A 22,389-nucleotide genomic window follows, 5' to 3' on the forward strand; every position below is an offset into this window, starting at 1 on the left:
GTGCACTGTAACAGGTTCTAATACTGACTCCATCTCGGTCGAGCGCGTCGAATCCGGGGTGCCTGAGGAGGTAGTTCGCAGCCCAGGACGATGGCCGCAGCGGAGTGCGGCAGGGGGCGTTGTCGGCGGCCGAGTCGCCCGATGCGAGACAAGATTTGATCGTTCTCATTTCCCTAGAATCTCGACACCAAGCTCCAAGCCCACGCTGGAATCTCACCGCTTGTTGCTCGGTCGCGTTGAAGACCGGGGAAGGCGGGACATCTGACGTCCTCATACGCTGAGGTACGACTCCACATCAGCAATGGGCCAGAGCCGGCTTGGAGCCGCAAGGTCTCCCACGCGGAAGGACAGCCAGTGGACGGCCCCGCGATTGGCAGGACGACGCGGCCGCATTGGTTGCGCACTGGGTACAAGTTCTTTCCTTATGCTGCACACCAGTCCGGTCAGTGGTGGGTGCTGCGACTCAACCACGGATTCCCGGAGCACGACTTGTACACCCTATTCATCGACGGCAGGGCCGTTGCCGACATCACGGGTGAACTCGACGACCGATCCCCGTTGGTCGCTGCTGTGGCTGTGCTTAAGCCGTACGATCACGAGGCCGCCGAACCGGTGCTTGATGCAGAAGCGGCCGCCGCGGTGGTGAATACCGTCTCGTGCTATGTCAACTACGGCAGCGAATACGACAAGCCATGCAACTATTGCTCCGATAACTACGACGGCATGGCCCAAAGCTAAGCGGGCAGCGCCAAAGCGGAGATTCACACGCTAGCGCTAGATATCAGCTTCTGCGAAGCAGGACTCGTAAAACTAATTTAGTAGGGCTAGCTCGGCTCGTACGCCGCGGCGGGATCATCCGCGACTACGGTTGTAGCCCAATTCTTCGACACCGGCCGAGGCACTCCGTCGCGCAGGTCGATGATGGCTCCCTCTGCCGTATAACCCTCGATCGGCCGCCGGGTGTAGCGATGGGGGAATATTGCCGGTTTGTAGTAGCTTTCGAACAACTCGGTGGCTAGCGCGCGCCGCGCACCAGGCGGCCCGGGCGGGCACCGGTGTCTACGCCGTCACGGCGCGTGACCCTCCCGCTGACGATCGTGGCGGTGTATCCGCTTGCGCCCTGCAATATTCGGTGGCCACCGGCCGGCAGGTCGTAGGCCATTGCCGCGGGGTGCAGGGTGAGTTTGTCCATGTCGATGACATTGAGGTCGGCCTTCTTTCCGGGCGCGATGGTGCCGCGGTCGGTGAGGCCGAACAGCTGCGCCGTGTCGCGGGACTGCTTACGAATCACGTACTCCAGCGGCAGCCGGTCCCCGCGCCGACGATCGCGCGCCCAATGGGTCAGCAGAAACGTGGGATAGGAAGCGTCGCAGATCATCCCGCAGTGGGCGCCGCCGTCGGAAAGCCCCAGCACCCCGGCGGGGTGCAACATCATCTCCCGAATCGCATCGCAGTTGCCGTCGGCGTAGTTGAACAGCGGCAGCATCAACATGGTAGTCGCGTCCGCCTCGAGCATCAGGTCATAGAGGGTTGCCAGCGGGCACTCGCCCCGCGCGGCCGCGATCGCGGCGACCGTGCGGTCGGCCGTGGGCTCGTAGTCGGGCGGATCGCCGAGCGCGTAAAGACGTCCCAGGGCGTGCTGAACGAAGGCGGACATGCCGTCGAACAGCACCGTCGGGTCGATGGGCAGATCTTCTTCGGCGAGAATGGCGGCTTTGACCGCCGGGTCGGCGAGCCGCTGTGCCAGCTCGTCGCGGCCGCATTGCGACTTGATCCGGCGGTAAGTGGGCCGATGGCCGAAGGCGTGGTGTCCGCGAAAGCCGATCATCATGCCGAAGGGGCGCGCCGCGATCTGCGGATGCAGGCGGCTGCCCGCCTGGTGCGCGGCCGCCGACAGGTCCAGCTGCTCGCGCCACAGGTTCGGGTCGGCATCGACCTGGATGAGCGCGAACGACACCGGCCGGTCGATCTCACCACTCAACCGCCGCATCCAATCCAGTTCCCGCTTCGGCCCGACGATGTCCTCGCCCGCTGCCCCCTGCGGGGCCAGCTCGAAGACGGCCTGGCCGCCTGCGGCCATGGCGCGTCCGAGGCCAAACAGCTCGTCTTCGGCGGCGAAGGTGCCGGGCACCGGTTCGCCGTCCATCGCTCGGTGTGCCAGCGTGCGGGATGTCGAAAAGCCCAGCGCGCCGGCTTCGACCGCCTCGGTGACCAGCCGGCTCATCGCCGCGATGTCGTCAGCGGTCGCCGGCTGGTTTCGGGCCCCGCGCTCACCCATCGTGTAAGCGCGCACGGCGCCGTGGGGGAGCTGGCTGCCCACATCGATAGCGAACGTGCGGCTGTCGATCGCGTCGAGGTACTCGGGGTAGCTCTGCCAGCCCCAGGTGATGCCCTCGGTCAGCGCGGTGCCGGGAATGTCCTCGACACCCTCCATCAACGTGATGAGCCAATCCTCCCGGCCCGGACGAACGGGTGCGAACCCCACCCCGCAATTGCCGGTGACCACCGTCGTGACCCCGTGCCCGCTCGCCGGTTCGAGCAAGCCGTCCCAACTCAGCTGACCGTCGTAGTGGGTGTGGATGTCGACGAAGCCGGGGGCCACCAATTGCCCTGTCGCGTAGATGGTTTCGGCGGCATCAGCCGTCTCCAGGCCGTCCATCGCAGAGTTGTTGGATCCGCGGCGGACAACGTCGACGATCGTGCCGTCCTTGACGCCGATGTCAGCGCGATACCGCTGGGCGCCGGTGCCGTCCACGACGGTGCCGCCGACGATCTTCAGATCGAACATGGCGTCCCTCTGAGTTCTCTTTCCGGTCACCGGCTGCGATGCGCGGCAGGCGGCAAACCCGGATCATTACGCTACGGCACGTAGCGTATGTGTCGACGGTAGGCGTCGCGACCCCTTGAGTCAACGAGGTCAAGCTGCGGGGCCGCGCTGAATTCACTGTCCGGCAAGGCTGCTGAGGGCGCTATCAAGTGTCCGATAGAGGGGGAATACGGAATCGATGCCCATGATTTTGATCGGCCGGCTGGTGGCCGGGCCGTCGGCCACGACCGCGAAGCGGGTGGGGGCCACCACCTGAGCGTTGGCGGTCACGAGGACGGTCATTCCGGCGGAGGCTAGGAAGTCCACTTTGGACAGGTCGACGATCAGGGCCGCGGGGCCGGCGGCCAGCGCGGTCTGTATCGCCTCGGCGAGCTGTGGGGCGGTCAGCATGTCCACTTCGCCCGATACGGCCAGCACAACCGCATGATCTGCCTGGGATTGCTGGATGCCGAAAGCTGTCGGCGTTATCGGGTCGCCAGATTGTTCGATCATGCTGCGTCTCACATCCGTTGCTGGTGCGACATTGCTGGTTCCCAGGTGGGCACGGGGTGGGCCTGGGCAAACCTGGGGCTGTTGTCTCAACCCTGTCGATCCTGCACAGCTGAGCCGCGATGTCACCTTGACAACAGCGGCCGAGGATCAGGGTAGCGATCCTCTTCCCGGGCCGGGATCGACCGAATGCCCATGTTACCTGTGGCGTTCGACGCTGTCGCCGGCCCGGTACGCGGCCCGCCCGGACAAACCTGGACCGGGATGACGGGGACGTTGGTAGGTTCTGGGAATGCTCTTCGCGGCCCTGCGCGACATGCAATGGAGAAAGCGGCGCCTTGTCATCGCGGTCCTCAGTACCGGATTGATCTTCGGGATGACGCTGGTTCTGACCGGACTCGCGAACGGCTTCCGGGTCGAGGCCCAGCACACGGTCGACTCGATGGGCGTGGACCAATTCGTGGTCAAGACCGGCGCGGCGGGGCCGTTTCTGGGTTCGACCCCGTTCCCCGACACTGATCTCGCCCGCGTGGCCGCCGAGCCCGGTGTCACGGCTGCGGCACCCCTGGGGTGTGTCGGAACGATCATGAAAGAGGGCACCTCGACGCGAAATGTCACCGCCTTCGGCGCACCCGAGCGCGGGCCGGGCATGCCGCAGATCTCGGAAGGACGGGCCCCCGCCAAGCCGGACGAGGTGGCGGTTTCGAGCACGCTGAGCCGCCGCCTCGGCGACACCTTGCAGGTCGGTGCGCATACCTTGCGGATCGTTGGCATCGTGCCCAATTCGACCGCATTGGCAAAGATCCCCAACATCTTCCTGACCACCGAGGGGTTACAGCAACTGGCCTACAACGGACAGCCGATGGTCACCTCCATCGGGGTCGACGGATCGCCCCGGCACCTCCCGGACGGATACCAGACCTACGATCGCGCGGGCGCGGTCCACGACTTGGTACGGCCCCTGCGGGTTGCCGTGAATTCGATCTCGATTGTGGCGGTGCTGCTGTGGATCGTGGCGGCGCTGATCGTGGGCTCGGTGGTGTACCTCTCGGCGCTGGAACGGCTGCGCGATTTCGCGGTGTTCAAGGCGATCGGCACGCCGACGCGTTCCATCATGGCGGGGCTCGCATTACAGGCACTGGTCGTCTCCCTGCTCGCCGCAGTGGTGGGCGTTATCCTGTCGAAACTGCTGGCCCCGCTGTTCCCGATGATCGTCGCGGTCCCCGGCTGGGCCTATCTGGCGCTGCCGGTGGTGGCCACCCTGATCGGCCTGCTGGCCAGTCTTGCCGGATTAAAGCGCGTCGTGACCGTTGATCCTGCGCTCGCGTTCGGAGGTCCCTGAGCCATGGGCGATCTCAGCATCCAGAATCTCGTCGTCGAGTACCACAGCGGCGGGTACGCTCTGCGGCCGATCAACGGGTTGAACCTCGACGTGGAGGCCGGGTCGCTGGTGATCCTGCTCGGGCCCAGCGGCTGCGGGAAGACGACATTGCTGTCCTGTCTCGGCGGCATTCTGCGGCCCAAGTCGGGGGCGATCAAGTTCGAAGACGTCGACATCACGACGCTGGAGGGTGCCGCGCTGGCGAAATACCGGCGCGACAAGGTAGGCATCGTCTTCCAGGCGTTCAATCTGGTACCGAGCCTCACCGCCTTGGAAAACGTGATGGTTCCGATGCGAGCGGCCGGGATGTCGCGCGTCGCGTCCCGCAAGCGCGCGGAGGAACTCCTGACGCGCGTCAACCTTGCCGAACGAATGAAGCACCGGCCCGGCGATCTCAGCGGCGGACAGCAGCAACGGGTCGCGGTCGCGCGCGCGATTGCGCTGGATCCGCCGTTGATCCTGGCCGACGAACCCACCGCGCACCTCGACTTCATCCAGGTGGAGGAGGTGTTGCGGCTGATCCGCGAACTGGCCGACGGTGATCGGGTGGTGGTGGTCGCGACCCATGACAGCCGGATGCTGCCCATGGCCGATCGTGTCGTGGAGCTGACCCCGGACTTTACCGACACCAACCGGCCGCCCGAAACGGTGCAACTGAAGGCCGGCGAGGTGCTGTTCGAACAGAGCACGATGGGCGACCTGATCTACGTGGTGTCCGCAGGTGAGTTCGAGATCGTGCACGAATTAGCCGACGGCGGTGAGGAATTGGTGAAAGTGGCCGGGCCCGGCGACTACTTCGGCGAAATGGGTGTGCTGTTTCACCTGCCGCGTTCGGCTACCGTGCGAGCGCGCACCGACGCGACTGCCGTCGGCTACACGGCGCTGGCCTTCCGGGAGCGCCTCGGTGCGGGGGGGTTGCGCGACCTGATCGAGCACCGTGCGCTAGCCAGCGATTGACCCTTCGCGGCGGGTTGAACCGGCTCCGGTCGCGTGTCGTGATTGCGGGAAGGCCCGCGGCCCGAACACTCGCTACCTCTAGTGGTGGTGCCGGCCGAAGAATTGCCAGATCGTCTCGGTCGCATCCAGAGCCGTCGACGGTTCGGGCAGGCCCAGTCGTTCCAGCAGTGGGCTGCGGGTACTGCCGGGCCACTGATGGCCGGCCCCGGTTACCGAGATCAATTCGACAGCCCGTCCGTCGGGGCAGTCGGCGGTTTCGGTCGTCACCAGCCCGGCAGTGCTCGACGACGGTGGTCCGCAGCTGTCGACGCCCCGCCAGGTGGCGTTCACCGAGGGCACCGCAGGACCATCCACACGGGGAGTCCCGTTGGCAGTCAGGGCTTTACCCGGCCCACCGGCATAGGGAACACTTTCGTCGGCGGTTCCGTGGATTTGCAGGACCGACGTCGGCTGTGCGTGTGAGCACTCGGTCAGCAGCGTGCCGGCCACGGGCGCGATCGCGGCGAACATGCCGGTCTGGCAACCCAACCGAAGCGCCATCATGGCCCCGTTCGACATTCCGGCGGCATAGACACGGGTGGGGTCGAGCGGAATCTGTCGTCCGATGTCGGCGACCATCGCCGTGATGAAACCGACGTCGTCAACGTCGGTTTGTTGCGGTATGCCGCAGCACGACCCGGCATTCCAGGCGCGGTTGAGACCGTCGGGGTAGGCCACCAGGAAATGTCCCCGGTCGGCTTCGGCATCCCAATGATAGGCCCGTTCGGCCTGTGCGCCGTTGCCGTAACCGCCGTGCATCATCACCACCAGCGGCACCGCGTCGGGAAGCCCTTGCGGCCGGTAGAGATTGAAGGTCCGGTTGACACCGCCCCATTGGATGCTGTGGCTGGACTGGCCGGTGGGAACGGTCGGGGCTCCGGTCGCGTGCCCGGGGCCTACTAGGACTAAGACTAATTCCAAGCACGCGCCGACTGATATCACCAGCGTGCCAAGCAGAACCATCGTGCGTACCCACAGGTTTCCGGACGGCATGGGCTCTATGGTGACACCACGTCCGCAGAATGACAAGAAGCTTGTCAATAGGTGGGTGGGTGCGACACTGTTCGGTTATGCGACGTCATGTGGATGCCGAATGGGAACCCACCGTGCCGGCCTTGGTGCAATTGGTGGCGGCAACTGGTGTGCCGAGGTTGCGAACGGCATTCGCCGATGCCGGGCTCGACGGGTTGCGTCCGGCGCAGGCGGTGCTGCTGGTGCCCCTGGCCGCCGGGAGCCTGCATGCATCGGATCTGGCGGGGCGCCTTGCCGTTAGCCGCCAAGCGGTGGCTCAGGCCATCGCCGCACTGGAGCGCCACCACTATGTCACCCGGGTCGGCGACCCAGCGGATTCGCGGGCCAGACTGATCCAGCTGACGCCCCGAGGTCGCCAGGCGCTTGGCGTGATGCGTTCCAACGCAGTCGATCTGGAAGAGCGGTGGAGACAGATCCTGGGGCAGCACCGCCTCGCCGAGCTGCGGAAGACCTTGCAATTGCTGCTTGCCGCACGGGACGCCGAAGCGTCCGGCACGCCCTGACAGTAGGCGGGCACCCGTGGGCCGGCGCCGAGGAACCGGACGGGTTTCACTTCGCCGTGACCGCGGGTGCTGAGCGTACGCCCTGCCGCGTTGTGGCCACGGCCCGAGCGAGCACCAGGGCGCCGAGCATGATGGCCACGCAGACAAGTCCGCCGTCTTTGAGGCCCCACTTCACCGCTGCCAGGATCGCTGACCCGGCCACACACAGCAGCACGCCGGCCGCTGTCCCGCGCCAGAGCGAGGCGATGGCGGGCGCACCATCCCAGCCGGGCAGCGGATTGTTCTCCAGGGGACGCAGCACGACAAAGAGCACTGCCATGACGCCGCCCATGAGGAGAAGCTGCTGGAGGCTGATGACGAGAAAACCGGGCTGTCCGGGGTAGCGCGGGTGGCCGACGGTGTCGAAGAGCAGGTGCAGGCCGAGCAGTACCGGCATGTGCCACAAGTACAACGTCATGGCGCCGCTATTGCCGATAGCGGTCAACCACCACACTCGCGGCCGCTGAGCCCATCGAGCGATCCCGGGAGCCACCGCAACGGCCAACGTGCTCAACATGATTGCGTGACCGGCCAGTAGCAGCGACGGCGGGCTCATGTTGGGCAGCCGCTGTCCTGCGATACCGACCAGGCTCAGTTCATACGATCCCCACCGAAGCAGCGCAACGTTGACGCCGAACAGTGCCGCGGCGGTGCCCAGCGCGGGACGGATGCTGAGCAAGCGGCGCCGGTAGGCAACGCCGAACATGGCGGGAATAAGCCAGACCGCGAGGTTGAGATAACCGAGTGACGCGGCTGCGGGCCAGTAAAGCCGAATCGCGTCGATGACCGCGATGAACAAATAGACCGCGGTCACGCCGGTGACCAGGCGGCCCGTCGTGGTGATTCGAGATAGCAGCGGCATCGCGGCCAACACCAGTACGTAGGCACCAAGAAACCACAGCAGCTGAATGCTCACTCCCGCGACGGGCTGGTAAACGTGTTGGGGCAGAACGGGATACAGCATGGTCAGCGCGATCGCCCAAAACCCCAGGTAATAGAGCACCGGGCGAAACAGCCTGGTGCAGCGCTTCATCAACCAGTCGCCCCAATTGATGCCGGCCCGCCACGACGTCACGCACGCCGCGGCCCCCGCGAAGAAGAACAGCGGCATGATCTGGAATATCCAGGTCAGCGCTTGGAACACGGTCGAGGTGGTGAGCAGGTTGTCCCAAATGAGTACGCCGCCGCGGATCACGCTGGTTGCCATCACCGTGTGGCCGACGATGACTCCGAGCAGGGCCGTGATGCGGATGACGTCGATGGCGCGGTCGCGGTCGGCCGGGGTGCGCGCGGCCAGTTCGGTGGGGCCGGGAAAGGATAGGAGCGTTGTCATGCCGGGAGCATCGCCGATCGACGCACCGGCCGACGTGCGTAGTTCTACCCGCATCGGCTGAGTACCGCTACCGGAACATGGTGTCGGCGGCTATCCCGTCGTTTCCGGCATCGGCTCCGGTAGGGCAGCGCGGGCGTGGGCCGACCGACGCGGACTGGAGCCGGGATTCACCATGATGACGCGTGCTGGGTCAACGTCAAGAACAGGTACCCGATGCACAGCAGGAAATTCAATGCCACCAGAGCCAGCCCAACCGATATCAACGCGTGCCGGCAGCAGCGCTGTAGCCGCCGCAATTTGGCGACCCGGTTTTCATGGTTTATCCGGATAGCGATCAAAGCGAAACTGACACTTGTCATCTCGTCGTCTGAGACCGGCATACCGGCCAGCATTTCGCGCAGTCGTGCCGGTGGGATTTCGACTCCTACCCGGGCAAAGCGCCGGCTCAGCCGCCGTGCTTGGTGACGACCGAAAAAGTGATCGCGCATCGGAAGCTGATGCGAGAGTCTCCGTCGTTCGTCGCCCCAAGGGTTCGACGGGGTCGTCACAAAGCGGAATTCTATGCCCGATTTGTACGGCGCCGGCGCTGCCGCGCCAATTTTTTTCAACGCGCCTTTTCCAGGTCGTGATGTGCCCGCAAACCAGCGGGCTTACCTTGCCTTACGCGTTACGCGCGCACCGCCACCGCGGACAGTAGATCGGCGAGGCGATCGGGGCGGTCCAGCATCGAGAACGTCCGGGCGCCTTCGATCAGCTCGAGCCGGGCATTGGGGATGGTCGCCGCCAGGCGTTCGCCGTCCTCTCGCGCAAAGAACTTGTCGTCGGCTGACCAGGCGATCAGCGCTGGCCTGTCGAACTGGGGCAACCGGGCGGCGACGCCGGTGGTCACCTCCGTGCGCAGCGACAGCGAGAAGCGGCGCAGGTCTTCGGCGACTCCGGGATTGGATAGCGCAGGGCGCACCCAGGTCTGGGTGAGGTTGTCGATGTCCGCGTATGACAGGTCGGCGTAGGCGCGCTTGCGTGCCGCCGGGGCGCGCATGGTCTGGATGGCCGCCCGGAACAGTGGCTTGGATTTGGCCGCGAGGATCACCGGTTTGAGGATAGACGGCGGAAAGTGTTCGAACGCATCACAACTGGTGAGCACCAGAGCGCCGACTCGCTCGCGATAGTGCACGGCGACGAGCTGGGTGACCACTCCGCCGGTGTCGTTGCCTACCAGCACCACGTCCTCTAGGCCGAGGGCGGCGAGGAATTCGGCGACGATTCCCGCGACGCCTGTGATGGACTGGTCAGCGCCGGGGCGCAGTGGTTCCGGATGCGCGCCGAGCGGCCAGGTTGGCGCAAGGCACCGCAGACCCAGAACCGCGAGTCGTTCGCTGACTTGCCGCCACAGTTGCCCGCCCATCAGGTACCCGTGCACGAACACGACCGGCCGGCCGCCGGCGGGTCCGGTTGCTTCGTAATGGATGGTCCCGGCACTAATGTCGATCCTCGACATGGATGACTCCTAACCCCGATATACTTACAAACAGGCTGTCTGTTCGTAAGTTACCGACAGGTTGTATGGAAATCAAGAGGCGGACTCAGGAGCAGCGTTCGGCGGCCACGCGCGAGGCGCTGATCTCGGCTGCCCGCACGCTGTGGGGTGCACGGGGTTACGCGGAGGTGGGAACGCCGGAGATCGCCAAGGAGGCGGGAGTCACCCGCGGCGCGATGTATCACCAATTCACCGACAAGGCAGCGCTGTTTCGCGACGTGGTCGAAGCGGTCGAGCAGGATGTGATGGCGCGGATGGCCACCCTGGTCGCTGCGTCCGGAGCGAAAACGCCCGCTGACGCGATCCGTGCCGCGGTCGATGCCTGGCTCGACGTGTCGGGCGATCCCGAGGTGCGGCAGCTGATCTTGCTGGATGCCCCGGCTGTGCTGGGATGGACGGCCTTCCGCGACGTCGCCCAGCGCTACAGCCTGGGTATGACGGAACAATTGCTCACCGAGGCCGTCCGGGCCGGACAGTTGGCGCGCCTGCCGGTGCGCCCGCTGGCCACGGTGATGATCGGCGCCCTCGACGAGGCGGCCATGGCCATCGCCACCGCCGAGGACCAACAGCGTGCCCGCCGCGAGATCGGGCAGGTGCTGCGACGGCTCATCGACGGGTTGCTGGAGGACTAACTTTCGACGGCTGGTGGGGCCAGTTGCGGATAGTGCCGACGGAGGTCGTCGAGATAACGCGGGGACTCTGCCGCCGCGACGTCGAGAAAGCAACGCACCGTGGGTGATTGGTTGGCGGTGCGCCAGGCCAACGCCAGCGGGCGTTGGGGCACCGGTCCGTCGAGCGGGATGAACCGGACGCCCTGCCGGCTGAGGTTGATGAACGACGTTGGTAACAAGGCACTTCCGGCGCCGCATGCCACAAGCGCAAGAATTGTCTGAATCCGCGCTACCTCGTCGACGATCGGCGGCTCGATGCCGTGCATGCGAAACAGCTCCACGACGTCGGCGTATGTGGTGGCCGCGGCGCTTCTGGTCAAGAGGATCATCGGCTGGTCTGCCAGCAATGACGGAGCAAGACGCTGGTGTTCGGCGAGTGGGTGGTCCACGCAGACGACCGCGGCAAGCGGGTCGTCGAGCAGGGTTTGGATGGTGAGCGACGGCTCGTCGACCGGTCCGCGCACAAAGCCGATGTCGATGCGGTGGGCGACCAGCTGTGCCATTTGCTCAGCGGTATCGAGCACGGCGACTTCGAGTTTCACCGCGGGGTAGTTGCGGCGATGTGCGCGCATGAGGTGTGCCAAGACGCCGTCCACCGCTGCCTGCAGCGCACCGATGCGAATGTGGCCGAGTTGTCCTGTGGCGGCTCTGCGTGCCGCGGCAAAGGCCCGCTCGGCGTGGGTGAGCGCCAGGGTGGCCTCTGCGAAAAGGGCGTGACCGGCATCGGTGAGCTCGATCGGACGGCGGGAACGATCGATGAGCTCCACCCCAAGCTGACGCTCCAACTTTTGAATCTGCTGACTCAGCGGCGGCTGGGCGATGTGGAGTCGTTCGGCGGCGCGGCCGAAGTGGCGTTCCTCGGCAACGGTCACGAAGTAGCGCAGCAAGCGCAGCTCCGGATCCGCCATATGTTGAAGATATATTGCCTGACGGAATATGTCTTGGACAGTAAACATGTGGCGGCCCTACGGTGAATCCAAAGGCGACCAGATCCCGAGGAAGGCAACCGCATGACCGCCGTGCTCACCGACGAACGCGACCTCGTCGAGTACTACTTCAACCAGCCCTGGAGCGACGGGTTGCCCGTGGTTCCGCCCACACCCGAGCGGGTCTGTGCGGTGCTCGACATGTTGGGGGGACGGCCTCAGGAACTGGTGGCGCGCATCCCGCCCCGATGGGGCAGCCTGACCCAAGAACTGCTGGCGATCAACATGGTGATGGCCGGATGCAAACCCGAATACGCCCCTGTGGTGCGTGCGGCCGTTCTGGCGTTGACCGATGCGCGGTTCAACCTCAACGGCATTCAGGCCACCACGCACGTCGTATCACCGCTTATCGTGGTCAATGGGCCGATAGCCCGCCGAATCGGAATGAACTCCGGTGGCAACGTATTCGGCTCAGGTAACCGAGCCAATGCCACCATCGGCCGCGCGATTCGCTTGATCATGCTCACCGTCGGCGGCGGGATTCCCGGCGAGCTCGACAAGAGCACCCTGGGCCACCCCGGCAAGTACACGTTCTGTATCGCCGAAAACGAAGCGGCCAGCCCGTGGGCTCCGTATCACGTCGAGCATGGCTACTCCCCGGACGACAGCACGGTACTGATCATCGGCGCCGAAGCGCCGCACAGCGTTACCAACCACATTTCCGATGACCCGCAAGGGATTCTGGATTCCATCGCCTCGGCGATGGGCACCATCGCCCACAACAACGCGGTGCTTGGCGGCTCCTGCGCGGTGGTCATCGGTGTGGAGCACGCGCACACCATCGCCTCGTTCGGCTGGACCCGCGACGACGTCCGTCGCTACCTGTGGCTCAACGGCACCAACGACTGGAACCACGTGAGCTACGGCAACCGGTACGCTCCCCCCGGCGGGCGCACCTACAACCGCAACCTGCCGAAGTGGTATCCGCGCGAGTCGGGCCGGCGGGTGCCGATCGTCTTCACCCCCGACGACATTCACCTGTTTGTCGCGGGCGGATCCGCCGGCCGGTTTTCGGCGTTCCTGCCGGGCTGGAGCACCGCGACGACACCGGTGTTGCGCGCAGTTGCTGACGACATTGCCGGAATCGGTGGCAGCCCACGGGAGCGGGAGTGCTCCGATGGCTCCTGCCGGCTCTGATCGATCCCGCAAAGTCCCAACTCACCAAAGGAATTCCGATGAACGCGATGAGCTATGACCCATGCGGCGTGATCGAGGTGACAGCTGTGCCCATGGCCCCGCGGCCCAACCGGGCCGCGGGGCTTCGCCTGGGTGTGCTGAGCAACACCAAATGGAACGCCGCCAAGCTGCTCCGGGCAACGGTGCGCGAATTGGTCGCTCACAGAGTAAATTTCGCGGCAGTCAACTATTACGACAAGCGTCACTTCTCCTCGGATGCCCACCCCGAGTTGATCAGCCAGATCGCAGCCGAAAATGACATCGCGCTGACGGCGATCGGTGACTGCGGCTCATGCTGTTCGGCATGTGTCAATGACGCGGTGCGGCTAGAGCAGGCGGGGGTGCCGACGGTGGTCATCGTGACGACCGAATTCGAGCGCGAGGCACGCCTGCAGCGGGAGTCACGCGGCATGGCGGGCCTACAACCTGCCATCACCACCCATCCGATCAGCAGCCTGACCCTCGACCAACTCGACAGTCGCGCAGCCGAGATTGCTCCGCAAGCCCCTCGGATCTGGTTCGGTGTTACGCCGGTATCGCGCAGTAACGGCAAGGTGCCAGCGGCGTTCGGGCCGGCGGGACATGACTGACCGGGTTGCGGCACCGCCGCTGTCGTCGGTGCTGGTGGCTGACTTTTCCCGGGTGCTGGCGGGACCGTTCTGCACGATGACTCTCGCTGACCTGGGCGCGCAGATCGTCAAGATCGAACCGCCCGGCGGCGACGACACGCGGGCCTGGGGTCCGCCGTTCATCGGAGACCAAAGCGCGTACTACTTGAGCGTCAACCGCAACAAACGCAGCATCGTGCTGGATCTGCACGATGCCGAGAACCTACGGGTGGCCAGGCTCCTTGCCGAACAGGCCGACGTGCTGGTGGAGAACTTCCGCCCGGGCACCATGGCGCGCTTCGGCCTGGACGAGCCCAGGCTTCGTGCTGCGAACCCTGCTCTGGTGTACTGCAGCATCTCGGGATTCGGGTCCGCAGCGGGACGCGAACTGCCCGGCTACGACCTGCTGGTCCAGGCGCTCGGCGGGTTGATGAGTATCACCGGCGCAGACCCCGACAGCCCGACCAAGGCCGGTTCGGCGCTAGTGGACGTCGTGGCGGGACTCTTTGCCACGGTTGGCATCCTCGCTGCGCTGCGCGAGCGGGACCAGTCCGGGTGCGGCCAGCATGTCGAGGTGAACCTGTTGTCTTCGCTGCTGTGTGCACTGGCCAACCAGTCCACCAGCTACGTTCTGGCCGCGCAGATTCCGCGTGCCCTGGGCAACGGGCACGCCAGTATCGCCCCTTACGACACCTACGCGACCGGGGACGGGCCGATCGTGCTCGCCGTTGGCAACGACAAGCAATTCGGTCGACTCTGCCACGCGCTGGATGTCTCCGGCCTTGCTCGAGATCCGCGATTTGTCACCAACCGATTGCGGGTGCTCAATCGGTCGCGGCTGCGTGAGCTTCTGGAAGGTGCACTGGCAACCAACTCAGCCGCGTACTGGACGAAAACCCTGTCGGCACTTGGAGTTCCGGCAGGCCCCGTCAACAACATCGGCGAAGCCTTTGCTCTTGCCGAGCGGCTGGGCCTGCACCCGATCCGCAATACCGAAGACGGTGACAGGCTCGGTCGGCAGGTGGCCAGCGCCATCAATTTGTCCAGCACGCCCGTGACCTACCGCACCAGGGCGCCGCGGCTGGGCGAGCACAGTAACGACATCCGTTCCTGGGTAGCCCGCCGCATTCCGCGACGCAAGACCGCGTGAATCCGTCACCGCGGCCGGGAGCTGGCAGTCCGCCGGTCAACGTCTTGCGCAGCGTTATCTCACAGTTGCTGAGCAGCTCACTCACAGGCGACTCACGGCGTACTGACACACTCCGGTAACCCGGCATTTCGCGATAGTTACGTTCGATCCGATTTAAAGTCCCGCGGAGGTAATTGGCTGCTCCGGTCGTTGACGGGGTGCCCTCGTCGATAGGGATCGGAGAGTCTGCGCGGTGACATTGCGGGTCGTTCTTGGGACGCCGGTTTGGATGGCCACGCCGCCGGAGGTGCATTCGGCCTTGCTCAGCAGCGGCCCCGGCCCGGGTGCGCTGTATGCGGCCGCCACGGCGTGGACCGCGTTAAGCGCCGAATACTCCTCGGTCGCAGCGGAACTCACCACCATGTTGGACATGGTCGCCCGCGACGCGTGGCAGGGTTTCAGCGGTGAGCGGTGTGTTGACGCCCACCTGCCCTACCTGGCCTGGTTGGTCAAAGCGAGCGCGGACAGTGCGCGGGTGGCTGCCCAGCATGAGGTCACGGCGGCGGCGTATGTCAGCGCCCTGGACGCGATGCCGACGCTGGCCGAGCTGGCCGGCAACCACGCCATGCACGCAGTGCTGGTGGCGACGAATTTCTTTGGCATAAACACGATCCCGATTGCTGTCAACGAAGCCGACTACATGCGGATGTGGATACATGCCGCGACGACGATGTGCGTGTATGAGGCAGTCACCGCGACGGCGCTGGCGTCGGTGCCGCAGCCAGCCCCGGCGCCCGTGGTGGAAAAGCCCGGCGCCGGTTCGGAGCTTGCATCTCAGGCCGGAGCGCTCGTCGGCGCCGGCGGGGTGGGGATCCATTGGAATGTGCTTGTGGAACTGGTCGTGCACCTGCTGTATCTCTGGGAGTTGTGGTCGGCCTGCGTCGACTTTTGCACCTGGGGTATGCACGAGGCGGTCATGTTTCTGGTGCACCCGATCGTGGACGTCCTGCAGAAGATCAACGGTTTCCTGGCCGACCCGTTCACCATCCTGCTGCAATGGGCCCCGCAGATCTATGCGCTGGCCTACCAGGCTTTTCACACGTGGCCGATGCTGGGCGCGGCGCTGGCCACCGCAGCTAGCGGCTCGATGGCGCTGCCGTTCGCGCTGCCGGCCGGCGTGCTGCCGGCCATCGCTTCGCTGGCGGGTATCGGCGCGTTGCCGGCCGGCGGGGCCGTTGCCGCAAGTGTCGAAGCGATGCCGCAACTGGGAGCGCTGGCCGGGGTGCCCGAGGCAAAGCTCGCTTCGCCTGGGGCGGCGGGTTACGTCGGTGCCTCGGTCGCCGCAGTAGACCCGGCTCAGGATGCCGGCGCGCCGGGCTTTGCCGGCGGCGACGCCTTGTCGCGCCCGGCAGGGCTGACCATGGTAATTGGTGACGAGTTCGGAGATAGTGCCCGCGCTCCGATGCTTCCGGCCACGTGGGGCGCGCAGTGCGCCGGCGTGACTGGCCGGTAATTTGCCCGCAACCGCATGTACCGGTTGGCGACAATTGCCTGTGGCGCAGGACTTTACGGGCGCGTGCTGGCTATGGTGTTCGCAGGAATACGTCGTTGAAGGTGACGGTGCGAAGGTTACGCGCGCGGATGATGTCGACCAGCTGTGGGTAGACATGGGTTACCGGCAGGTGATTGAGGTGTCCGATGACGATGGCCTGCGGCGTGAAGTATTGGTCGGCCATCTTAATGATGTATTCCTCGGTGATCAATGTCGAATCCGATAGCGAGCCCGACCACAGCACGGGAACCGCATAACCAAGGTCGGCTGCGACCGCGTCCACTGCCGCATTGTGCTTTGCATACGGCGGACGCCAATACGGTTTCGCGCCAATGCCGTACGTCTTCTTCAGAAATTCGTCGTTATGGGTAAGTTGTTGCGCTATCTCGCTTTTCGACAGCGTCGTCAGATCAGGATGCGACCAAGTGTGGTTGCCGAGCTGAATCTGCCCGGACTCGACCAACGGCCGAAGCAGTGCCAGGTTTTCGGTCCAGGAGTCATATGTGCCGTTGACGAAGAACGTCAGCCGTATGCCGGTGTCCTTGGCGAACTGCGTGTAGGCGCGCACCACCTCGGTGTTGACACCGTCGTCGACCGTCAGCGCAAGCAAGTCACCCTGGCCGGGAAGCTGGCTGAGCACCCCGCCGCCGGGCAACCGGATGCGGGTACTCGGTGGTGGCGGCGGCAATAGGCCGGCGACCGTCGGGCCGGGAGTCGGCGTGGCAGCCGCCGGGGCCGCCTGCGCGAACGTGCGCGGCTGCGGGTCGACCATGCACCGGGCCGCGCCCACACCGACGACGGTTGCGGCGGCGAGCGATCCGAGGAAGCGGCGGCGATTCAGCTCTGACATTCGAGGGTCGCAATCGAACGCCCCGGCGCCGGGGGAGGTGGCGAACCCGGCATACCCGCAACAGGGATGCCGGTTACGAAGGATAGAGCCACCACAGCAGCGAACCGTATCATTACCAGGTCAGATATGTCGTATTGAACGCGGTGGCGTCGGCGTTCTGTTATGCCGGTCATGATCGCGGGCACGCTGCGCAACGACCGCGCAAGTGCAGGTTATGGCGGGTCGGGCGCATCCCAGGCCACGGTGCCGGACACCCAGTGCGTGAGCTTTTTCACCTGGTCGTTGCGGTGCAAGTGCCGCGGCGGCGTCGCATAGGTTGCGTACGGCTTGCAGCGGATGACCACGCGATTTTCGCGTTCACACATCGCTGCCACCGACGGGCGCGCATCCTCCCCGAGGGGCCGCCCCGACATCCGGCCGGCGACCGCCATCATGACGTCGACTGCGAGGGCGCGGTCCCGGTCGAGAGCCGCCTGTGCGTAGACCTGTAGATAGGAAAAAGGCCAGCGTTCATCCAGAACACACAAGCCGACCTTGTTATCGCGTCCGATCACGCGGGCCTTGCCGCGACCGGCCATGGTGGACACCAGCAATTCGTCGTCGTCGGTGGGTATGTAGTAGACGATCGACATGGCCGGGCCGTCGCTGCGACGGCGGTATCCGAAGACACAGGTGCGGTGGGTGCGCACGAATTCGCGGCGCTCGGACGGGAGCATGTCCCGGTCGGTAGGTGCGGTGAACGGATCTGCCGCCCAGGGGAGAAGCATCGTCTCATCACACGCCACGGCGAGCGTGTACGCAACGACTCGGCGGTGTGACCTATACCCGCGGCAAGACCTTGTCCGTCAACAGCTGCAAGCTTGCCCAGCCGGCGTCCAGTGGAAGCCCGCCGACTAGCGGATTCATCACGACTTCCCTTCGGCCGCTGCGAATTTGGTCGATCAATTGTTCCGGTGTGAGGATCTCGACGTTGTTCAGCGCGCGCAGCTCGTCGACCGAGCCGGCCGGCTTCTCATTCGGCCGCGGCACGCCCGCCCGCTTCCAGGCGCTGTATTCGGCGGTCTCGTTCATGATGAAACTGCCATAACGGGACCAGGCCTCGTCTGGGTCAGGGTGCAACAGGGTGACGGTGCTGCCGTTTTCGGGGTGATAGACAAAGCCTTGTTTGCCCTGGTTGCGTAATTCCTGCTGATACACGGCGGCGAGCTCAGGCATCGCCATGGGTGGCGAGAACGGCAGCCCGAAGCGCGCGGCTCGCCGGGCCGCCGCAACCGTCATACCGCCGACGAAGACGATCGGATGGGGTTGGGTATGCGGCTTCGGCGTGACATTGATGAGCGCGCCCTCATGTTCGAACGGCTCGTCGCTCCACGCCTTGAGCATCACTGACAGACAGCGATCCAGCAAAGCACCGCGCTGCGACCAGTCCTTGCCCGCGGCGTGGTATTCCTCAGGCCGGTAACCCATTCCGGCCACCAGGCTGAAGCGGCCCTGGGCAAGGTTGTCCAGCACGGCGATGTCCTCGGCAAGCCGAATCGGATCATAGAGCGGGACGATGAGAGCGTTGATGCTGATGCGCACGCTGCGCGTGCGCCCGGCGACCGCAGCGGCCAGGATCAGCGGTGACGGCAGCCAGCCGGTGTGGGCCAGATGATGCTCTTCGCCGCTGACCGCGGTGAAACCGTGGGCATCGGCGAACTCGGCCATCTCGAGCGCGGCTTGATACCGACCCGTATGGCGGGCCGCAGGGTCGGCGATATTGGTCATGTTCAGCCGTAGCGCGGTGAGCAGAGGCATCACTACCCGCTGACCGATCTGCCGGCACCCGCGAACAGCGTTCCCCGGATCAGTCTCTTTGCTGAGCCCAGTGTTGCTGCGTATGCCTCCGGCGCCAACCGGGCCGCCTGCTCGGACAGGCCGCGGGTCAACGCGCAGATGGCTTCCACCGCTCCGGCCGGGCCCGTATCTGGGGACAACACGCCTTGCCCGTCCGCGTCCGCGACGATCTCGCTGACGACATCTCGCAGTGCCCTGGAGCCGGGATACTTCGGAGCACCGCGTGACAACCGGGCATTGCCTTCGAGACGGACCGCCCGCAAGAACGCGGCCAGGTGCGGGTAGTCGTGAATCAGCCGAGTCGACTCGTCCAGCACCGCATCGAGCCGGTCGACGACGTCGCCGGGCCGGGCCGTGGCAGCGCGCAGCCGGGGCAACACGATTTGCTCGATTTCCTCACCGGTGGCGTGGAGCAGCTCGGACTTGTTGGGAAAATAGTGATAAAGGCTGCCACTGGTCATGCCGGCTGCACGGGCGATTTCGCGGATCGTGGCCTGGGAATAGCCGACTTCGGCCACGCAGCGCATGGCCGCGGCGATGATCCGTTGCCGGGTCTGCTCACCATCTGCGCCCACCGGCCGGCCCAATTGCGACCCCGACGCAGAAGTGCTAGCGGCCATGCCTCGCGGCGACCTCCGTGGTCTGTCGGTTACCCGCCGCCCGCGGGCGCGGACGCTGGAACTGATCGATCAGTCGAATATATTCGACCATGCCGAACCACACCGCCCGCCAAGGGCAGGCAACCCACGTCAGTGAGGAACACGGTCCGCCATGACCCGGGCACAGCTTGGTCGCCCCGTCGGCGCAAGCGGCGAGGAGACCCGTAGGCGCATCATCGTCGCGACGATGCGCTGCGTGGCCGAGGTCGGCTACTCGCAGGCCACAATCCGCGAGATCGCGCGGATGGCTGACATGACCAGTGCCAGCTTGTACAACTACTTCCCCAACAAGTCGGAACTGATTAAAGCGACCATTGCGGCCAGAGCCGAGGCGGCCATGCCGCGGCTGTGGGACGCGGCGCGAGGGCCCGGCGACGTCGTCGAGCGGATCGAAGCAGTGCTCGACGAATGCGGCCAATTGATGCGTGAATACCCGGATTTGGCCGCCTTCGAGTGGGCGATCCGGGCGGGAAACATCGTGAGCTCCGACCCGTCCGCAGCCCCCGAGGTGGAAGACGGCGAATTCACGACGTTCCGCGAAATCATCGAGGGCATCATCGGGGATGCGGGTCAACGCGGCGAACTCGGTGACCACCCAGATCCGCGGGCCACAGTGGAGGCGATTTACGCGCTGATCTATGGCCTGACTGAGCTGGCCGCCACATTGCCCCCGGATGAGTACCACGCGGCGCTAAGTTCGGCCAAGGTATTGGTCAGAGGCGCGCTGTTCGGCTCTACGTCCGCGGCAGACCCGGGCCCGTCATCCTGATTGCCGCAGATGCCTTCTCGCTGGCGTGAGCTGTGGGGGTCGAATGTGAGCGGTGGGGTCGAGCGTGAGTGGTGGGCACCGAGTGTGAGTGGTGGGCGTCGAATGTGAGTGGTGGGCGTCGAGTGTGTCGCCATGGCGGTCTCAACAGCGAATCCCCGCCCTGCGTGCACGCTGAAAGCCGTCACCGCACGCTCGATAGGGCAGCACCGCCGCACGCTCGATACGGCAGCACCGCCGCACGCTGGATACGGCAGCACCGCAGCATTCGACCCGGTCAGCATGTGAGTCGACAGATGACGGCCGTCGCCCGACTCGAGCCGACACAGCTTGGGAGAAGCATCCCACCGGGCGATTACGGCGGGCGCTATCGATAAACCACCGCCTGCCCGTTGGGAAACGCGGGACCGAGCGCGTCTCAGCCAAGGTCGAAATCGATGACTCCGCGGATCAATTCGCCCGCGGCGAGATCGGCGTAGGCGCCGTTGATTTCGGTGAGCGCGTACCGCTTGGTGATCATCTCGTCGAGGAGGAGCTGCCCGGACTCGTACAGCCCGGCCAACAGCGGGATGTCGCTCTTGGGATTGCAGGAGCCGAAGACGGTGCCGCACAACGTCTTATTCATCAGAATGAAATTCTGCAACGTGAGGTCGACCGACGATATGTTCGGTGCGGGCAGGCCGGTGAGCACACATGTGCCGCCCTTGCGGGTGAGCCGCAGTGCCGCTTCGACATCGGCCGGTTCGATCATCGCGGGGGAGACGACAACAGCGTCGGCCATCACGCCTCGGGTTAGTTCGCGCACCAGCTCGAACGCTTCTGGTGCCGTCGCCACCGCATGCGTGGCCCCGAATGTCGGCGCGGACCGGCGCTTGAATTCGGCGGGATCGACGGCGACGACGCGGGCGGCCCCACTGATCCGGGCGCCCTGAATGGCGGCGGTGCCGATGCCGCCGGCGCCGATGACCACCACGGTGTCGCCGCCGCACACCCCGCCCCGACGGGCCGCCGAACCGTATCCGGTCGGAACTGCGCATGCCAGCAGCGCCGCAGGCACCAACGGGAAACCGGGATCGATCTTGACCAGCGAATCGGCCGATACCACGGTGTGTTCGGCAAATGCCCCAATCTTGGATATGTGACCCAGGTTTCGCCCGTCAACGGTGTGGTGGCGAAACGTGCCGTCGGTCGGCATACCGGGCGCGAGTGTCCCGGCCCCGGTATCGCACAGGTATTCCATGCCGGAGGCACACCACCGGCACTGACCGCACACCGCGACGAAAGAGGTCACCACATGATCGCCGGGAGCAAAGCGCCGGACGCCCTCACCGACCTGCACCACGATGCCCGAGCCCTCGTGTCCGCCGATCGTCGGTGACATCTCCGGAAGTCCCAGGGCGCGCAGGGTTTCCGCGGGGGGCGCGAGCCTGCCCTGGCGGATGTGTTCGTCGGAGTGACACAGCCCGGTGGCAGCCAGACGCACCAGCACTTCGCCGGAACGGGGTGGATCCAAGTCGAACTCTTCGACGGTCCACGGGCGGCCGTACTCGTAGAGGATGGCGGCGCGGCTTCTCATGGACCCCTCGCCTCCGTCATCGCTCGCCGGAATAGCCGGACGACATACTATCAATTGATTGATTATTGGGTGATAGCGACACCGGGAGCGTCGGAAACCGATATGATCAAGCGTTTGATTATATAGCTTGGTCGGAGGAACGGCGATGTCCAATGTGGTGGCGGTTCCGCAGCTGCTGTCGTCCGCGGCCGCCGAATTGGCGACCATCGGCCAGGCGGTGAACTCCGCAACTACAGCCGCAGCGCTGCCCACCACCGGAATTCCGGCAGCGGCTCAGGACGAGGTTTCGGCGGCGGTGGCGTCGCTGTTTGCCGCGTACGCCCGGGACTATCAGGCGCTGAGCGCGCGATCCAGCGCGTTTCACCAGCAGTTCGTCGAGTCGTTGACGGCGAGTGCGAGTTCGTATGCGGCCGCGGAATCGGCCAATGCCAATCCGCTGGCGC

At 65.4% G+C, this 22,389-nt stretch carries 23 protein-coding genes; 11 read left to right on the forward strand and 12 right to left on the reverse strand.

Going from position 1 to position 22,389, the window contains the following annotated elements:
* The first annotated feature begins 354 nt into the window (after positions 1-354).
* Positions 355-738 (forward strand): hypothetical protein, encoded by a 384-nt coding sequence (locus EET13_RS00735; RefSeq protein WP_122440470.1) that lies wholly within the window; start codon positions 355-357, stop codon positions 736-738.
* 277 nt (positions 739-1,015) lie between these two features.
* Here EET13_RS00735 and EET13_RS00745 read toward each other — a convergent pair whose 3' ends face one another.
* Together EET13_RS00745 and EET13_RS00750 are read right to left on the reverse strand one after the other, a co-directional pair.
* Positions 1,016-2,788, reverse strand: a complete 1,773-nt coding sequence (locus EET13_RS00745; RefSeq protein ID WP_122440472.1) for an N-acyl-D-amino-acid deacylase family protein — start codon at positions 2,786-2,788, stop codon at positions 1,016-1,018.
* A gap of 153 nt (positions 2,789-2,941) precedes the next feature.
* Entirely contained in the window at positions 2,942-3,319 is a 378-nt protein-coding gene (locus EET13_RS00750; protein WP_122440473.1) for an STAS domain-containing protein, read from the reverse strand.
* Positions 3,320-3,608: 289 nt separating this feature from the next.
* Here EET13_RS00750 and EET13_RS00755 point away from each other — a divergent pair, with 289 nt between their 5' ends.
* Both EET13_RS00755 and EET13_RS00760 read left to right on the forward strand, forming a co-directional pair.
* The gene (locus EET13_RS00755; protein ID WP_122440474.1) at positions 3,609-4,658 is read left to right on the forward strand and encodes an ABC transporter permease; all 1,050 of its coding nucleotides are present in this window, start codon (positions 3,609-3,611) and stop codon (positions 4,656-4,658) included.
* 3 nt (positions 4,659-4,661) lie between these two features.
* Positions 4,662-5,654, forward strand: coding sequence for an ABC transporter ATP-binding protein (locus tag EET13_RS00760; protein ID WP_122440475.1), 993 nt, complete (start codon positions 4,662-4,664; stop codon positions 5,652-5,654).
* Between the two features lie 78 nt (positions 5,655-5,732).
* Here EET13_RS00760 and EET13_RS00765 read toward each other — a convergent pair whose 3' ends face one another.
* Positions 5,733-6,656 (reverse strand): extracellular catalytic domain type 1 short-chain-length polyhydroxyalkanoate depolymerase, encoded by a 924-nt coding sequence (locus tag EET13_RS00765; RefSeq protein ID WP_425293614.1) that lies wholly within the window; start codon positions 6,654-6,656, stop codon positions 5,733-5,735.
* Between the two features lie 107 nt (positions 6,657-6,763).
* Here EET13_RS00765 and EET13_RS00770 point away from each other — a divergent pair, with 107 nt between their 5' ends.
* Positions 6,764-7,228, forward strand: coding sequence for a MarR family winged helix-turn-helix transcriptional regulator (locus tag EET13_RS00770; protein WP_122440477.1), 465 nt, complete (start codon positions 6,764-6,766; stop codon positions 7,226-7,228).
* A 46-nt stretch (positions 7,229-7,274) separates the two neighbouring features.
* On the opposite strand, the gene EET13_RS00775 is transcribed toward EET13_RS00770, so the two are convergent.
* From EET13_RS00775 to EET13_RS00785, 3 genes are all read right to left on the reverse strand, one after another.
* Positions 7,275-8,600 (reverse strand): acyltransferase family protein, encoded by a 1,326-nt coding sequence (locus tag EET13_RS00775; RefSeq protein WP_122440503.1) that lies wholly within the window; start codon positions 8,598-8,600, stop codon positions 7,275-7,277.
* Between the two features lie 167 nt (positions 8,601-8,767).
* On the reverse strand, positions 8,768-9,148 hold the full coding sequence (locus EET13_RS00780) for a hypothetical protein (protein ID WP_122440504.1): 381 nt from the start codon (positions 9,146-9,148) through the stop codon (positions 8,768-8,770).
* Positions 9,149-9,267: 119 nt separating this feature from the next.
* Positions 9,268-10,098: an alpha/beta fold hydrolase gene (locus EET13_RS00785; RefSeq protein WP_122440478.1), complete on the reverse strand. Its 831-nt coding sequence runs from the start codon at positions 10,096-10,098 to the stop codon at positions 9,268-9,270.
* A gap of 65 nt (positions 10,099-10,163) precedes the next feature.
* Here EET13_RS00785 and EET13_RS00790 point away from each other — a divergent pair, with 65 nt between their 5' ends.
* Positions 10,164-10,769 carry a TetR/AcrR family transcriptional regulator gene (locus EET13_RS00790; RefSeq protein ID WP_122440479.1) on the forward strand — a complete coding sequence of 202 codons (606 nt, stop codon included), beginning with the start codon at positions 10,164-10,166 and terminating at the stop codon, positions 10,767-10,769.
* Here the strand turns inward: EET13_RS00790 and EET13_RS00795 are convergent.
* The gene (locus EET13_RS00795) at positions 10,766-11,716 is read right to left on the reverse strand and encodes a LysR family transcriptional regulator (protein WP_168991206.1); all 951 of its coding nucleotides are present in this window, start codon (positions 11,714-11,716) and stop codon (positions 10,766-10,768) included. The genes EET13_RS00790 and EET13_RS00795 overlap by 4 nt on opposite strands.
* Before the next feature lie 102 nt (positions 11,717-11,818).
* Here EET13_RS00795 and EET13_RS00800 point away from each other — a divergent pair, with 102 nt between their 5' ends.
* The 4 genes from EET13_RS00800 (at position 11,819) to EET13_RS00815 (ending at position 16,220) form a co-directional block, all read left to right on the forward strand.
* Positions 11,819-12,931, forward strand: coding sequence for a hypothetical protein (locus EET13_RS00800; protein WP_122440481.1), 1,113 nt, complete (start codon positions 11,819-11,821; stop codon positions 12,929-12,931).
* A gap of 38 nt (positions 12,932-12,969) precedes the next feature.
* The gene (locus EET13_RS00805) at positions 12,970-13,560 is read left to right on the forward strand and encodes a UGSC family (seleno)protein (RefSeq protein WP_136623073.1); all 591 of its coding nucleotides are present in this window, start codon (positions 12,970-12,972) and stop codon (positions 13,558-13,560) included.
* Positions 13,553-14,728 (forward strand): CaiB/BaiF CoA transferase family protein, encoded by a 1,176-nt coding sequence (locus tag EET13_RS00810; RefSeq protein ID WP_122440483.1) that lies wholly within the window; start codon positions 13,553-13,555, stop codon positions 14,726-14,728. Before EET13_RS00805 ends, EET13_RS00810 begins: the two co-directional genes overlap by 8 nt.
* A gap of 268 nt (positions 14,729-14,996) precedes the next feature.
* On the forward strand, positions 14,997-16,220 hold the full coding sequence (locus EET13_RS00815; RefSeq protein ID WP_122440484.1) for a PPE family protein: 1,224 nt from the start codon (positions 14,997-14,999) through the stop codon (positions 16,218-16,220).
* 70 nt (positions 16,221-16,290) lie between these two features.
* Here the strand turns inward: EET13_RS00815 and EET13_RS00820 are convergent, their stop codons facing one another.
* The 4 genes from EET13_RS00820 to EET13_RS00835 all read right to left on the reverse strand — a co-directional run bounded on the left by EET13_RS00820 (position 16,291) and on the right by EET13_RS00835 (position 19,565).
* On the reverse strand, positions 16,291-17,100 hold the full coding sequence (locus EET13_RS00820) for a polysaccharide deacetylase family protein (RefSeq protein ID WP_168990635.1): 810 nt from the start codon (positions 17,098-17,100) through the stop codon (positions 16,291-16,293).
* A gap of 221 nt (positions 17,101-17,321) precedes the next feature.
* Positions 17,322-17,876, reverse strand: coding sequence for a pyridoxamine 5'-phosphate oxidase family protein (locus tag EET13_RS00825; RefSeq protein WP_122440486.1), 555 nt, complete (start codon positions 17,874-17,876; stop codon positions 17,322-17,324).
* 52 nt (positions 17,877-17,928) lie between these two features.
* Positions 17,929-18,906 (reverse strand): LLM class flavin-dependent oxidoreductase, encoded by a 978-nt coding sequence (locus EET13_RS00830; protein ID WP_122440487.1) that lies wholly within the window; start codon positions 18,904-18,906, stop codon positions 17,929-17,931.
* 2 nt (positions 18,907-18,908) lie between these two features.
* Positions 18,909-19,565, reverse strand: coding sequence for a TetR/AcrR family transcriptional regulator (locus EET13_RS00835; protein ID WP_122440488.1), 657 nt, complete (start codon positions 19,563-19,565; stop codon positions 18,909-18,911).
* Between the two features lie 151 nt (positions 19,566-19,716).
* On the opposite strand from EET13_RS00835, the gene EET13_RS00840 reads away from it, so the two are divergent.
* Complete coding sequence (locus EET13_RS00840; protein ID WP_122440489.1) at positions 19,717-20,373, forward strand: TetR/AcrR family transcriptional regulator; 657 nt, start codon at positions 19,717-19,719, stop codon at positions 20,371-20,373.
* Positions 20,374-20,788: 415 nt separating this feature from the next.
* On the opposite strand, the gene EET13_RS00845 is transcribed toward EET13_RS00840, so the two are convergent.
* Complete coding sequence (locus EET13_RS00845; protein WP_122440490.1) at positions 20,789-21,946, reverse strand: Zn-dependent alcohol dehydrogenase; 1,158 nt, start codon at positions 21,944-21,946, stop codon at positions 20,789-20,791.
* 145 nt (positions 21,947-22,091) lie between these two features.
* Between EET13_RS00845 and EET13_RS00850 the strand changes: the two genes are divergently transcribed.
* On the forward strand, positions 22,092-22,389 hold a 298-nt coding region (locus EET13_RS00850; RefSeq protein WP_136623074.1), incomplete at its 3' end, for a PE family protein.

The organism is Mycobacterium attenuatum (assembly GCF_900566085.1).
Lineage (GTDB): Bacteria > Actinomycetota > Actinomycetes > Mycobacteriales > Mycobacteriaceae > Mycobacterium > Mycobacterium attenuatum.